We start from the raw sequence: 14,647 nt of genomic DNA, 5'->3' as shown, positions 1-14,647 counted from the left end.
ATCTTATTTAACTCTTTCCTTGTTTTGGTGTCGGGAAACAAAAACTACAAATGGAGCAAAAAGCTTAATGAAATTTTCATTATCAAAAATTACCTTTGGTATTGTCTCGACACTGGGGCTATCACTTACATCAACCATTACAGCTGCCGCCGAAGTGGAAGATACTTCAGTAAAAAATGGTGAAGCAGTAGAACGCATCGCTGTATTGGGTTCTCGTCGTATTGGTCGCACCATCAGTGAAAGTAACGTACCAGTAGATGTGTTATCGGCAGACGTACTTAAAGAAGGTGGTTTTACTGATATGAACCGCCAGCTGCAAAACGCAGTGCCGAGCTTTAACTATTTTCAACCATCATTAGTTGATGGTACTGAGCACATTAAGCCTGCTTCGCTTAGAGGATTAGCACCAGATCAAACGTTGGTATTACTTAACGGTCGTCGTTTTCATTCAAGTGCATTGTTGAATTTAAATGGTTCTGCTGGGCGTGGTTCTGTCTCGGTCGATTTGAATGCTATTCCATCTGCAGCTATTGAACGCATTGAAATTTTGCGTGACGGTGCGGCAGCCCAATATGGCTCAGATGCGATTGCGGGTGTGATTAACATCATTACTAAAAAAGATGCCGAAGGTGGCATTTTTACCCTATCTGCAGGCCAAAATATTACTACTCTGGATGGCGTGCCAGAGTTAACAGGCGTACAAACGGATGCCGATGGTAACGTTGTTGCTAATGGCAGTCGTCGAGTAGCTGGGATATATGGTAAAGATATCTCCCGTAAAGACGGGGAGACAGTTAACCTAGCCGCTAATGCGGGTTTTGGTTTCCTAGAAACGGGTTATCTGAACCTCACCGCTGAATATAACAACGCTAATGCAACGAATCGTGGTGGTTTGGATGATGGTGATACTTACGCTAAAAATCCAGATGGTTCATTTGATAAACGTGAAATAACCACAAACCGTGATCGCTTCTTCTTTGGTGCGCCAGAAAGTGAGTCATATTCAGTGCTTGCTAGTTCAGGTTATGAATTTGATTCTGGTAGTGAGCTTTATTCGACTTTCACTCTACAAAATCGTAAATCAGTTTCTGGTGCGTTTTTCCGTGAAGCGGCTGATGAAGCGTTTTTGATCCAAAAGATTTATCCAGACGGGTTTACGCCAAGAATTCATGCTGATATTGATGATTGGTCACTATTAGCAGGCTTTAAAGGTGGTGTTGGTGAATGGGATTATAATGCCAGTGTGGTAACCGGAAAAAATAGCGTTGGCTACAACAATACCAATACCGCGAACGTTACTTATCTGCTTGATACTCCAACCAGCTTTTATGGCGGTAAGCTAAGTTCAGGCCAAGATGTTATCAATGTCGATTTTTCTCGATTTTATGATGTGGACTTTTTAGATTCACCCATCGCCTTTGCTGTTGGTGCTGAGTACCGCAGAGATAGCTATGAAATCCGCTCAGGTGACGTCGAAGCTTATACCAATCGTCCATCTTTGGATGAAAATGGCAAGCCGATTTTTGATGATAAAGGTAACCCGGTTTATCCAACCAACCGCTTATTTGCACAAGGTTCTTTGTTCTTCTCAAAAAATAGTGAAGTTGATAAGAGCCGCAATTCGAAAGCAATTTATGCAGAAGTTGATGCTGATTTAACGGATAAATGGAACTTAGTATTGGCCGCCCGCTATGAAAACTATTCTGACTTTGGCAGCACTACCAATGGAAAAGTTGCGACTCGCTATAACTTGACCGAAGACTTTGCGATTCGCGGTTCATTCAGTACAGGTTTTAGAGCGCCATCTCTGCAACAACAATTTTATACATCAACCAACACTAACTTTATTGAAGGCGTTGCTTTTGAGATTGGAACCGTTGCAGCAACAAGCAAAGCTGCGAGAGCATTGGGTGGTAAACAGTTAGATGCAGAAAAAGCCACTAACTACAGCTTAGGCTTTACTTGGGACATCCAAGAGAATTTAAATTTAACCCTTGATGCTTACCGTATTGATATTGACGATAGAGTCGTTTTATCGGAAACACTTGGTGATGATGATGCCGAACGAGAAATTGTAAAAAAGGTTTTTGCTGAAAACAATATTGAAGGTATTAATGCCATCCGTTTCTTTATCAACGGAGTGAATAGCAAAACAGAGGGGGTTGATATCAACCTTGCGTATCAAACTGAGGCATTGTCGGGTGATTTGAAGCTGTCTACTGGATTTAACTACAATAAAACTGAAGTTAGTGAAGTATTAAACACGGCAGGACCGTCATCATTGTTTACCTCTGATCAATTATTCGCTCGTCGAGAACGTGCTCGTTTAGAAAATGCAGCACCAAAACAAAAAGCGAATGTGACCGCTAACTGGAATAAAGATGCGCTTAGCCTAATGTTACGTACCAATTATTATGGTGAGTTGACGCAACCGGGTCGAGTAAGTGATTCAGATGTTACGGTCGATAAAGCGTTTATTTTTGATGCTGAAGCTAGCTATAACATTACAGAAAACTTAGTAGCGAGTCTTGGGGTTAATAATTTATTTGATAAATACCCAACGTCTGCGATAGAGCGTGATCAAAAAGCGGGTAAAGCACCAAGCCAATTTGATTACGTTATTCCGTATGCCAACTTTTCACCTTATGGCTTCCAAGGTCGATATGTATATTTAAGAGCGAGTTTGAGTTTTTAAATATCGTAAATGGTTAAGAGCAATAGTGTAAACGTCAACGGAAGCGCATCTGATAGGCAGGAAGCCTGAATGCCGTGAAGCACATGGATGTGCAAGAACGGCCATGTGCAGACGACCGTGACATCCTGTCACGGACGGTTGTCTAATCACACTATTGCTCCATTGACGATGTTTAAGTTTTCGTAATTAAACTTAATGAAAAAGAAACCAGATTTTATGCTGGTTTCTTTTTTGTTTTTAGTGATAGCATTTGTTTAAAAAATTAACAAAGATAATAAAATTGGAAAAGATTGTGACAGTATCCAAAGGATTCAAAAAGACGGCAGTGTTATTGACGGCCGCTTTTATGTTTACAGCAGGCCAAGTTGCTGCTGATCAAAACACCCATTCAACAACCTTAAGCAAACCAACAACTCAAAGTGCGCCACCATTACTCGAATACAGCAGCATTGTTCATCCTGTTATTGCTCGAAATGGCATGGTAGCCAGCCAAGAAATATTAGCTTCACAAGTCGGTGTTGATATTTTAAAACGCGGTGGTAATGCCATTGATGCCGCTGTTGCGGTTGGTTTTGCGTTGGCGGTAACGTTACCTAGAGCCGGAAACATCGCTGGTGGCGGCTTTATGTTGGTGTACCTTGCCGAAAAAGATAAATTTGTCGCACTGGATTACAAAGAAATGGCACCTGCTGCGGCTAGCCGTGATATGTATATCCTGCCTGATGGCAGTGTTGATAAACATTCAGTACGTTACACCCGTAAAGGGTTTGGTGTACCGGGAACGGTGGCTGCGTTTGCTAAAGCCTTAAAAGAACACGGCACTATGAGTCTTTCAGAGGTACTACAACCCTCCATCGAGTTAGCACGAAATGGGATCAAGGTGACAGACGATTTAGCCTTTTCGTTAGTCTATGCCGCCAAGCGCTTAGGAAAAGATCCCGAAGCAAAGAGTATCTTCTTCAGAAAAGACGGAACGCCGTTAAAAGCGGGCGATACTCTTTATCAAAAAGATCTCGCATGGTCACTTGAGCAAATTGCTAAAAAGGGCCCAGATGCTTTTTATAAAGGTGAAATCTCTAAACGCATCGCTGATGATATGAAACAAGGCAATGGTTTAGTTACCCAAAAGGATATGGCTAATTATGTGGTCGCCGAGCGTGAACCTATTAAAACAAGCTATCGCAATCACGATTTAGTCATTATGCCACCTCCAAGCTCAGGCGGTGTTCATATCGCGCAAATGCTCAATGTGTTTGAAAAATTCAATTTGAAATCTATGGGTCATAACACGGCGGCCACCATTCACTTAATGAGTGAAACTATGCGTCAAGCGTATGCCGATAGAAGTAAACATTTGGGCGATCCTGATTTTAATAACATTCCAATCAAATGGTTAACCAGTGAAAAGTACGCCAAGCAAACTATGGCTCAGATCACTATGGATAAAGCGCGTTCTTCTAAAGATGTGAATCCGGGTACACCACCACTGCCAGAAAGCCCTGATACCACTCATTTCTCGGTAATGGATCAGTTTGGCAATGTAGTTTCAAACACCTATTCCCTTAATTATTCATATGGCTCTGGGATTATCGCCAAAGGAACAGGCATTTTACTTAACAATGTAATGGATGATTTTTCAGCGAAACCGGGTTCACCAAACGGTTATGGCTTAGTAGGTGGTGAAGCCAATGCCATTGCACCTAAAAAGCGTGCGCTAAGTTCGATGACACCAACAATCGTGATGAAAGACGGCAAACCGTTTTTAGTCACGGGAAGCCCAGGTGGAAGTCGAATTATCACAACGGTTATGCAAGTCGCTCTTAATGTGATCGATCACGATATGAACATTGCTGAAGCGACTCATGCAGTGCGAGTACATCACCAATGGTTACCAGATCAAATCCTTATTGAGCCAGGGTTGAACAAAGACACCATTGAACTGTTGAAAGCGAAAGGGCACAAAGTCGTCACGTCTAAAAACTCAATGGGCAGTACCCAGTCCATTATGTACAAAGACGGATACTTTTATGGCTCGGCAGATACAAGACGTCCGGGGGCGGCTGCAATAGGCTTTTGAGTATTTGCTCTATTCTGGTATTGTATGGGTGATTAATAAATAAGGGAATGTTATGACTTCAAGGACGAAACTTGTCACGTGCATAATGAGTTTGGCACTATCTGCTTCATCTTTAGCCTTTGCTTCAGCAAGGCAAAGCTTAATGAATATGATGGATGCCAACTTTGTGTTTTTAAAGCAAACCACCTCATTACAATGTTTGGGAATAACAGAAAGTCAATTTGATCAGGCGTTAAGTGGTGCGAAGCCTGCGTGTCAAACCAAAGTTCCAACTGACATTTCACATGATCAATTTGAAGAGTACGCCCAAATTTACGGTGATTGTGTGATGGATAAACTCAAATCCAAACTCAATCTTTCAGAAAGCAAGATCAACCAATGTGAGCAAGAAGAGCCGGCGGCTGATGACTCGCTCGAATATTTGGCTGACTCTATCAATACAGCCTTAAAAATGCATGCTGAGTATGCTGACCCAAATGAAGTGCCTTTGCCTTTATATCCGGGGCATAAAGTGATCAGTCATTTTCCTGATGGAATGGGACAAGACTCCTTACCTGTTATTGTGATTGCCATTAATGAACCTATTGATAAGGTCATTGATTTCTATGCGCCTAAGGTAGGCAGTTACAAGCGCTTTTCGATGGATAATGGGGTTATTTATTTAGAAAGTGCCAAAGATACGTTCGACTTTCTTCGAGACTTTAAGCATTACACCACAACGCCACATGTGATGATTGAAGATATGCGTGGTGAAAAATACGCAGAAAAAGAAGGCATGACCAAAGTCGAAATCAGCTATCGTAAGTAAAATATATGTTTTAATCGGGCAACATATAAGCTACTGGAAGTGCTGGAATAAAGTATCATGCTAGATGACTTGTGGTTTTGTAATTTATTGTTTTCTAGCTTATTTCTTCCCCAAAGTTGCTTAGTAATGGCAATTTATTAGAAGACTATTTTAATAGTTCAAACATACAAGTTGTGCATTAATTCATCACTTGTTGGCTCCCTCACTTTTAGTTACAAAAATGTAACATGCAAAGTATTATTTTCAATCATTAAATAAGTTAAGTTATGCCTGACACGGTTTGGATACTAGGTTAAATACGCTAATGAGAAATGCTTATTGATTAGCCTGCACACATTTATATAGTTTTCTACTTAAGGATAAGAGGCGATAAATTGAAAAAGTTGTTAATAGTTTTTTGTGGTTTAGTTTTAGTTGCTATATTAGGTATTGCGGCTTTAAGTCGGATTTATGGTCACGGTATCAGAATCCACGATGGGCGATCTATAGGGTACTCAAGCAAGACTAATGAGTGGCTCTTCCTGCAATATCAAAACATTCCTGTTCGTCAAGATGGACCTTATGTATTCAGAAATGCAGATAACCGTTACTCTTTATCTATTAGTGGAGATGGTTTAACTCCGTCTAACTTAGAACAAAAAAACATTACCAATAAAGTAAAAGTTATTGTCGATGACAAGGCTAATACAACATTTACTGTCCCTCTCCGTAATCACTACGAACGTTCAGAGTTAGATATACCACAACCCGAAAAAGTTTTAGCCATTTCTGATATCGAAGGAAATTTCCAAGCATTAATAAATCTCTTACAGAGTAATAACGTAATAGATGACTCTTTTAACTGGAAATACGGCTCAGGCCATTTAGTTTTTATAGGTGATATGGTTGATAGAGGGAATAATGTATTACCAACACTTTGGTTGATTTATAAACTTGAAGCAGAAGCTAAATCAGCAGGTGGATATGTTCATTATGTTTTGGGTAATCATGAGCGCTATTTATTAGATGGTAGAATGAAATCTACTAATAAAAAGTACAGGGGCACCGCTAGGGTTACGGGATTATCTTCTCAAGATCTGTGGAGTGAGAAAACAGAACTAGGACTTTGGTTAAGAAGTAAGCCTGTAATACTAAAGGTTGGGGATACACTATTTACCCATGGTGGTGTTTCTTCAGAAGTATTGAAGTTACAGCCAACATTACAGTCTATTGATGAAGAGGCAAAAAATAATTTTACGTTAAATAACTCAATACGAAGAACAGAAGAAGGCGGTACTATAAATGGCTCTCTGGGTGTTTTATTTTACCGTGGTTTAGCAAAAGATATGAGTAAGTATGACCTCGGCAAGAAAGCTGACGGTAAGCATGTGGAATCGGTTATTAAAGCATTTGAAGTTAACAGAATAGCTATAGGACATACCATTGCTAAGCATGTTAGTTATGATTACGGTGGAAAAGTAATTCGCGTAGATGTAGACCACGCTGGAGGAAGTAGCGAAGCGTTATTAATTGAAGATAATTTGTTGTGGCGAGTTGATAGCAACGGAAACAGATTCTCATTAAAACAAGTTGAATCACTATAAGTTTATTAAAAAACATCGAAGTTTGTCGCACATAACATTCGAAATAAAGTACGAATTTTATGTGCTTGCTCTCATTGTTAATGATATTTTTTCTAATAGTAGCTGTTAGTAAAAAATCATAGCTATAAATCATTTATGTCCAAATGTGTTTCGCTCTGTTTGATACTTTGTTACTCGACTACTCACGTACAGCAGGCTGAAGCTTTTGATAAACAAAAGCTGAAATTAGCAACACAACTCCCACTCCAATAAACAAGACGAACTTCTGCCACTCTAATTCGGTTTTAGCATCTAAAAGCACTATTTTGGTAATGCCAGTAAAGATAATGGCAAAGCAATATCGAATATTAATCAAGGTTCTTTCTATTTTAAATAACAGGGTGATGCCATGAATGACAAGCAAAGGGGCAATCAAAAAGTGGGAATTATCGTTAGGTAAACCAATCACAAAACAGCAATAGCTAATACTTAGTAATGCATTCAACACTAATGTGTTATGTTGTTTCCCAAGTTGTCCCCAAAAGGTGGCTTTAAAATGTTTGTTGTAGCTATAAAGCACCGTAACCATCATCAATACAATGACACTTATGTAATGGTAATCGACAAGCAATAACCCCCATGTGAACAGTAAGCTTAAAGATAGAATGATGCTGATCGTCATTTGATGCTTTTTCAAATCATTGAATGAATTCATTAAATAAAAAGCGAATAACCAATAAGCTGAAAATAAATTAAAACCAACCCGGAAACTGTTAGTTATTTCTCCGATAAAGGTAGAGAAAAGAAAGCTCATACACATCAAACCACAACCTAAAATAAATGATTGAGTAGAGTGTTGGTTGTGCTGAGATAAGTAGCGATACCCTAAGACGTAACAAAACAGCAATCCACTTATGCCTACAATGGCTTGAAGTGGTGCTTGCTCTGGTATCAAAAGTACACTGGCAATTGCGGATAAAATCAATAGTGCCTTCGCTTCAATATCCAACCATCGATTTTTTATTTTGCTGGATAAAAACAATGCCAATAGTGGGGATACCCATAAGATGGCAAATATATCATTTTCAATATGACGGAATGCAGAGCCAACCCAACAAACCGGAAGTAAGGCATAAAACACAATGCGAACATTTTCCGATAGCGTTTTAAATTTATGCTTTGGCTCAAAGCGACGATAAAACTCAGACCACAACCAAAGCTGTGCAAATATCGAAATAACAGCCGCTTTTCCATAGTCTGGCAATAATGTGAAACGGAGACTGTTCACTTCATTAATGGAGTACTCGATAATGATCAGAGGGTACAGGGTCAATAAAATAGCTAAGGCATCTAGCCAAGTGTGATTATATTTCCTTGAACGCCAAAGTATTGCAAATTGTAAAGGAATGACTAAAGCTCCCACCCAGCGCTCTAAGAACAGATCAATTACCGATAAGGCAACAATTATCAGCCATAGTGTTTCGAGTACTTGTAGGGTAGGAAGTAGCAGGGTATTACTGAAACGATCACTCCACTCTTGAGCTCTGGTTTGTAACCTCAGCCAAATGCCGAGCAATGCGGTAATCATTAAAATGAGTACCCAGCCAGTGACACTTTGTATTGCTGGCTGAGGTAAATAGGGAGCTAATGCGATAACACAAGTAATAATGCCTAAAGAGGTTAACGCATGTCCGGATCGTAAAAGAGAAACAGAACTAAATTTAGTGCCAATAAGTAGGAACAGTAAACCTTCAATTCCCCAAGCAATTCCCCAAAATTGAGCATCAAGCCAAGCAATAACCGCTAATGCAATCCAAACAGCAGCACTCAACCAAACCAATAAACGGCTTTTATCTTCTAATTTAGGCTTATTGGTTAATGCGACCCCAACAGAAAATAATGCGTTTAAACTCAAACACAGGGTTAGCTCTAAACTTGAAAATAAATCTGACTGCAATAATAAAGTGATGTTTGCGGCAATGATGGTCAACATTAAGTGAACTTGCTTGTGTGTGAGCTCTTGCTGCTTTGATATATTGAACAACCAACTTGCAGAAAATAGCCAATAAAAGCTGTTTATTAACAATGGCGATGGCATGGTTTGGTAATTCAATATTGCATATTCAATCGCAATAACCGAGAACACGAGACAAACTAAAGGCAACCACGAAATATGAAGGCGAAATGCTAGCCATAAGCAGCTAATATTGAGCGCAATAAGAGACAGTAGATAAAGTGTCGGATCAAAAAATAACGCCCCTGAGAGCATTGGCATTATCGTGAAGCCAACTAACCCCACTGTCGTTAAAATTTTGGTATTTAAGTGGTAGGCTAATACATGACTGATGAATGCGATACCCAAATAACAACCGATAACGATGCTGCTGGAGAATAACAGGTACACGCTCCCTGCAAAATATACAGTACTAAAGCCAATTAAAATCCCTAATGCAATAATGATATTAGCAAATTCATCAAATTGAGTACGCTTGCGTATTGTTAAACCTATGATAATCACTAAAACTGCGGCTAATCCCATAAGTAATGATTTACCGCCAGATCCTAAGCTAGCAATCAGCCATTGCATGAGATAACCGAAGCCTGAAAGTACCAGCCCTGCACCGACGAGGGTTAAAATAAGTAAGGGAAGTTGCCCTTTGCGTTTATATGATTCAATAACCTGAACAACGGGGCTAAACCAATCAAACAATATGGCTAAAAATGGTCTTATAAAAGCCAGCCAATCAACAGGTGGTTTTTCTTTTTTAGCTTTGCCAATTTCTGGTGAATGGTGAGCAGCGACATTAAAACTCACCGTCTCTGTTGGGGGATTGAGGATATCCTCATCAATCGATTCAATTTCTGGTTCAGTTAAGCTCGATATTCGGCGCTCAAGTTGGCCGACTCGCTCAGAAAACTCAGCCTTTATGTTGTCTAACTCACTTTGTAATTGAACAATGTCCTTATTCATTACAACGTCCATTATTGTTGATTGTTTGTACTAGATTATCATGGGTTTATTTTTTATTCAGTGTTTTCATAAGCTTGTTGAAGTCAGAAGGCATTTTTCTATCGCTGATTTTGAATTCGAGGTAAATGGTTATTTCCAATAAGTAAAAGTTATATGTTATTCCTTCTTGGCTAGATTTTCGATTTGAAAATTTTATTTTCTACTAAAGACGAAAGATAAAGTTGTTGTAATTGTTAATATATTTTTGCTTTTGTAAAAAATAAGTTCCATGCGGTATTAAAGAAATGCTCGCAAAACAGCTCTGGTACGATTTGTTTGAAGGCTAAAGTGATTAAGATCACGGTCAAAATGACAATGTTGTATTAATGGAAACATTGTTGTTATTTATTGAAAACATTTTGTGATAAAAACTCTGAAAAAGTAAAACTGATAATGACCCTAGAACAGATTCTAAAAAATTATCATGGACAGAAATTAAACGAACAGGAAGTAAGTTACTATCAAAAATGGGCGATGGAATATTTTCATAATGATGAACATGTTACCGACCCATACATTTCGATGACCATTGATTTGGATATCACTCAAATTCGTGAGAACTATGAGCTCAATTACCAGCATGAGCATGGAGCTTCATTTCAAGGCTTTATGATTTGGTGTTTAGCCAGAGCGTTAAAATCTCAATGGACATTCTCAAGTCGTAATATCGGTGGTGAGTGGTATCGATTCGATAATTTACCTATTTTTACTCCGATTGCCGTTGGTGGTGATTTGAGATTTAAAGATGTTGTGTTGGAAGACACAAGTTCAATGAGTTGGAAAGAGTTTGCCAGCTATTATCGAGCCGCAGTAGATAACACAGATCAGCAATTAGAAATCTTACCTCAAGACGTTTGGGCACTCTGCCCGTTCATCGGTAACCTACCAAACTTAGATTTCTCAGCACTGAATTTACACCGCAATAGAATAAAAACCGGTAGACCAATGTTCTACTTCGGCAAAAGAAGAAACAACAACGGCGTACTTTCAGTACCTTTAAGTATCAGTTTTGATCATGCCAATAGCGATCCGTATGTGTTAGATAAATTAATTAACACTTTGAATGCTTATTTGACTGAAGTGCCAAAGCACAAACTGAATTAATCTAAAAAAAGGGCAGAATCGAAACTTCTGCCCTTTCTGTTTAAGAGAGTTCCATCCCAGCTTCGCCTTTCCAATAGCCATTACATGGATTCAAAGGTTTCTCTATCGCTTCACCTTTTATTAACCTTTCAGCAAGTTCAATACTGCGCATACTTGATGGTGAAATACGAAAATGAGTTACGCCCATAGCTTTCATTTCTTCTATTTCATCACTTAAGTCGGTGCAGGCTGCTGCTTGAGTTTGAATACCGTTCAAACGTAATAGTGGTTGATCTTCTTGAGTCTGAGTCAATAATCCTTTTGGATATTCAATACAAACGGTTTCGCAATTATCTTTCGCTATACCTTTATGTCGCGCAGTAAAACAGCGAGCAGAATGGGCGAGAGGTACATGACCATGACCAAAAACTTCAACTTCAAACGGTAATGTTCCACCGTTACTAGTAATGACTTTGCTTAACCAATCTTTTGATAATTCGACAGGAACGACGAAACGTTTCATACCCCATTGGTGCATTTTCATTAAGCTGGCTAAATTATAATTGTTAATGCTAGTGCCACAGGTAAATGGAATATTGGCTTCTTTCGCAACATGCACTCCGGCTAAGTCATTGGCTTCGATTTCGAAACCACAGATTTCGATTTGGCGTTTGAGTTCAGTAAACTCTGAAGGGGTTTCTAATAGAGCCAAAGTTGAGATAATGACTTCTTTTCCGGCTTGCTTGAGCATGGCTGCCAGCTCTAAATAATCGTTAAACTTCAATTGACGGCGGCGAGTACATACAGCCTCACCTAAATAAACGACTGGGATCGAACTTTCTGCTACTTTTTGGTAAAACTCGAATACCTTTTCTTTTGGCCAAAAGTATAAAAGAGGCCCTAAACTGATTTTCATTTGCTTTTTCTCCGAAACCTAGAAGAAGTAGTTAGAAGCTTTCTTAGGCGTAGGAAAAATTGTTGCTCGCAAGGCTTGAATCTTACAGGTAATGGTTCTTACCTGTAAGATTCGTAACGCCGCTAGCGACAATTTTAACAAGTATAAGAATGCTTAGAATTTCAGTTCTTTTAGGTAAAATATTTTTAAACTACTTTAATCGTCTAACTGTTTTTTCTAGGTTCCATTATTGCCAACTGCGTTCATAAGCACCTAAAGTAGTGGTTTGACCCTCAGATACTTTAGCTAAAGCGGCATTCCATTCATTACGACATTGATATGATTCGGGAGAATTCATATAAGTATCAATGGCATTACGCCAGACGCGAGTGACTTGCTCTACATAAGCAGGACTCCGTTGGCGACCTTCAATTTTCAATGATGCAATGCCTGCTTTTCCTAATTCAGGCAACAAGCTCAGTGTGTTCAAGCTGGTGGGAGATTCCAACATAAACTCTGGCTCTTCTTGTTCTTCTGTTTGATAGCGTCCTTTACAAACAACGGGGTAACCCATCTGTTCATCTTTAGAAGAGCTATCAATCAAAACGTTATTGAGTAGTGTCGATTGTTTATTGTCTTTTTCTTCCCAGCGCACATGTTGAGCTGGAGAGCAGCTGCCACCCGTATTAGGCGATTGACCTGTAACATAAGAAGATAAATGACAGCGCCCTTCAGCCATAATGCACAAGCTACCAAAGGCAAAGACCTCTAGGTCAACAGGGCTTATTTTGGCAAGGTCACGTACTTGCTTCATTGAAAGCACTCTAGGCAGGACAGCACGCTCAATATTGAACTCTTCTTTATATAACGTCAGCGCACCTAGATTAGTAGCACTGGCTTGAACCGATAGGTGTAGTGGTAGTTGTGGGTGCTTGCTATGGGCATAATCTAATAGGGATAGATCGGCAACGATTAGCGCATCAGCACCTAAGTCAGCCGCCATATCTACAGCCTGATACCATCGGTGCTCTTCAGTGGGTTTTGGAAAGGTGTTAATAGTAAGGAAGATCTGCTTACCCATTTGCTTAGCAATTGATATCGCTTGCTGTAACTTTTTAGGGCTGAAATTAAGCCCAGCAAAAGAGCGAGCATTGGTATCATCTTTTAATCCTAGGTAGACAGCATCGGCGCCAGCATTGAATGCTGTTTTAAGCGCAGCCAAGTTACCTGCTGGACAAAGTAATTCCATAGTAAACTTCTCAAGTATTTTAAAATCCAAGCAGTTTAATGGGAATTGATTTTACAAGAATTGATGTAGAACAGGTTTCGCTTGATAAATTAAGGCTACACTTGCTGCCAATATAAGTAATGAATTACAGGTAAAGAATGCTTTCAAAGTTACCATCTTCTGTCGCACAGCAACTTCTTGTTCGAATTCCGCAAGTTGGCAAACAGGTGCACACATTCATTCCGTTTAGCATCAAGCAAAAGATGATCAAAGAAGTACTAAATCATCTATTAAAGGATCAAATGGAAGATGATGAGTTGGAGTTCCTTGAAGGTAAATGGGTTGCAATCAAAGTAACTGACTTTAATTTTAACTTTGATGTGAGTTTCGATGGGCAATGGTTGATCAGACAGTCTCAACAAGCTGATGTCACTTTTAGCGCAAATTCAGATGCTCTGATTGACGTTGCGGCAGCGAAAGAAGATCCCGATACTTTATTCTTCCAAAGACAATTGACGATTGAAGGTGATACAGAATTAGGGCTTGAAGTTAAAAACCTGTTACTCAGCATCGAAATGGATGAACAGCCAGCATTGATGCGAAATGGTGTTACTTATTTATCTAGCTTTGTAAACCAGCTCAAAGCCAAAGTGAGTTAATACCGACATACAAAGCTGTCGTTACTGTGTTTACCGACATACAAAGCTGTCGTTACTTCGTTGAACAAAATGCTTGAATGCGTTTTTGTTCCTGTTTGATTGAAGCTTGACGTTCATCTTCTGTTATAGAAACAGATTCACCGGTCTTTTGGTCTTTTCTAAGCAAACGAGTATGAGTTTGTAGCAACTTTAAGTTGTACTTAGCTCGTTTGCATACTTCTTCAGACTGCACTTGTTGTTGTTTAATAATTTCAGACTCAGTAGTTTTTGCTTCATCTTTACCTTTAGATAAAGAAACGCTACCAATTTTTTCAGGTTCAATATCCTCGGAATAGAGTTTTACAAACTCGACACTTTTAGGTGGTACTTCACTAAAGTGGGTAATGCCATCTTTATCTACCCATTTATAAATAACAGCTGCATTACTTAAAAGAGAGCAGAAGCAAAGAGCAAACACTGAAATCAATAGAAGTCGCATAAGGTGTTATCCAAATTCCGTTTAGCATGAAAAAACGTCACTATTGATGATAGCGACTATTAGATAGAAAAGAAATATTCATTTTTGACAGGAAATATACAGTATTTGTGTGAATAATAGACTGGTTGTGCTTATTTTGTTCGAGTGAAAAG

The 14,647-nt window shown here is 39.2% G+C and carries 10 protein-coding genes; 6 read left to right on the top strand and 4 right to left on the bottom strand.

The window, feature by feature from the left end; all coding sequences use genetic code 11:
* Positions 1-67 precede the first annotated feature (67 nt).
* From AC1EU0_RS03345 to AC1EU0_RS03330, 4 genes are all read left to right on the top strand, one after another.
* The gene (locus tag AC1EU0_RS03345; protein WP_480300519.1) at positions 68-2,695 is read left to right on the top strand and encodes a TonB-dependent receptor plug domain-containing protein; all 2,628 of its coding nucleotides are present in this window, start codon (positions 68-70) and stop codon (positions 2,693-2,695) included.
* 292 nt (positions 2,696-2,987) lie between these two features.
* On the top strand, positions 2,988-4,772 hold the full coding sequence (gene ggt, locus AC1EU0_RS03340) for a gamma-glutamyltransferase (protein ID WP_480300518.1): 1,785 nt from the start codon (positions 2,988-2,990) through the stop codon (positions 4,770-4,772).
* A 52-nt stretch (positions 4,773-4,824) separates the two neighbouring features.
* On the top strand, positions 4,825-5,580 hold the full coding sequence (locus tag AC1EU0_RS03335; protein ID WP_480300517.1) for a hypothetical protein: 756 nt from the start codon (positions 4,825-4,827) through the stop codon (positions 5,578-5,580).
* Positions 5,581-5,954: 374 nt separating this feature from the next.
* Positions 5,955-7,163, top strand: coding sequence for a metallophosphoesterase (locus AC1EU0_RS03330; protein ID WP_480300516.1), 1,209 nt, complete (start codon positions 5,955-5,957; stop codon positions 7,161-7,163).
* 178 nt (positions 7,164-7,341) lie between these two features.
* Here the strand turns inward: AC1EU0_RS03330 and AC1EU0_RS03325 are convergent, their stop codons facing one another.
* Complete coding sequence (locus tag AC1EU0_RS03325) at positions 7,342-10,113, bottom strand: DUF2339 domain-containing protein (RefSeq protein WP_480300515.1); 2,772 nt, start codon at positions 10,111-10,113, stop codon at positions 7,342-7,344.
* A gap of 432 nt (positions 10,114-10,545) precedes the next feature.
* On the opposite strand from AC1EU0_RS03325, the gene AC1EU0_RS03320 reads away from it, so the two are divergent.
* The gene (locus AC1EU0_RS03320; RefSeq protein ID WP_480300514.1) at positions 10,546-11,256 is read left to right on the top strand and encodes a CatA-like O-acetyltransferase; all 711 of its coding nucleotides are present in this window, start codon (positions 10,546-10,548) and stop codon (positions 11,254-11,256) included.
* 40 nt (positions 11,257-11,296) lie between these two features.
* On the opposite strand, the gene AC1EU0_RS03315 is transcribed toward AC1EU0_RS03320, so the two are convergent.
* Both AC1EU0_RS03315 and ubiU read right to left on the bottom strand, forming a co-directional pair.
* Positions 11,297-12,151: a U32 family peptidase gene (locus AC1EU0_RS03315; RefSeq protein WP_480300513.1), complete on the bottom strand. Its 855-nt coding sequence runs from the start codon at positions 12,149-12,151 to the stop codon at positions 11,297-11,299.
* Between the two features lie 226 nt (positions 12,152-12,377).
* Positions 12,378-13,379, bottom strand: coding sequence for a ubiquinone anaerobic biosynthesis protein UbiU (ubiU, locus tag AC1EU0_RS03310; RefSeq protein ID WP_480300512.1), 1,002 nt, complete (start codon positions 13,377-13,379; stop codon positions 12,378-12,380).
* Positions 13,380-13,516: 137 nt separating this feature from the next.
* On the opposite strand from ubiU, the gene ubiT reads away from it, so the two are divergent.
* Positions 13,517-14,017: a ubiquinone anaerobic biosynthesis accessory factor UbiT gene (ubiT, locus tag AC1EU0_RS03305; protein ID WP_480300511.1), complete on the top strand. Its 501-nt coding sequence runs from the start codon at positions 13,517-13,519 to the stop codon at positions 14,015-14,017.
* Positions 14,018-14,069: 52 nt separating this feature from the next.
* On the opposite strand, the gene AC1EU0_RS03300 is transcribed toward ubiT, so the two are convergent.
* Positions 14,070-14,495 carry a DUF4124 domain-containing protein gene (locus AC1EU0_RS03300; protein ID WP_480300510.1) on the bottom strand — a complete coding sequence of 142 codons (426 nt, stop codon included), beginning with the start codon at positions 14,493-14,495 and terminating at the stop codon, positions 14,070-14,072.
* Positions 14,496-14,647 lie beyond the last annotated feature (152 nt).

Source organism: Parashewanella sp. 2210YD4-3 (assembly GCF_056591735.1).
The sequence above is the reverse complement of the archived record's forward strand: the minus strand, read 5'-3'. Positions and strand labels throughout refer to the sequence as shown.

Excerpts from the sequence above, each read along its gene's own strand:
- AC1EU0_RS03300 (WP_480300510.1), bottom strand. The coding sequence starts at position 14,495 with ATGCGACTTCTATTGATTTCAGTGTTTGCTCTTTGCTTCTGCTCTCTT.
- AC1EU0_RS03335 (WP_480300517.1), top strand. The coding sequence starts at position 4,825 with ATGACTTCAAGGACGAAACTTGTCACGTGCATAATGAGTTTGGCACTA.
- ubiT (WP_480300511.1), top strand. The coding sequence starts at position 13,517 with ATGCTTTCAAAGTTACCATCTTCTGTCGCACAGCAACTTCTTGTTCGA.
- AC1EU0_RS03325 (WP_480300515.1), bottom strand. The coding sequence starts at position 10,113 with ATGAATAAGGACATTGTTCAATTACAAAGTGAGTTAGACAACATAAAG.
- AC1EU0_RS03320 (WP_480300514.1), top strand. The coding sequence starts at position 10,546 with ATGACCCTAGAACAGATTCTAAAAAATTATCATGGACAGAAATTAAAC.
- AC1EU0_RS03345 (WP_480300519.1), top strand. The coding sequence starts at position 68 with ATGAAATTTTCATTATCAAAAATTACCTTTGGTATTGTCTCGACACTG.
- ubiU (WP_480300512.1), bottom strand. The coding sequence starts at position 13,379 with ATGGAATTACTTTGTCCAGCAGGTAACTTGGCTGCGCTTAAAACAGCA.
- AC1EU0_RS03315 (WP_480300513.1), bottom strand. The coding sequence starts at position 12,151 with ATGAAAATCAGTTTAGGGCCTCTTTTATACTTTTGGCCAAAAGAAAAG.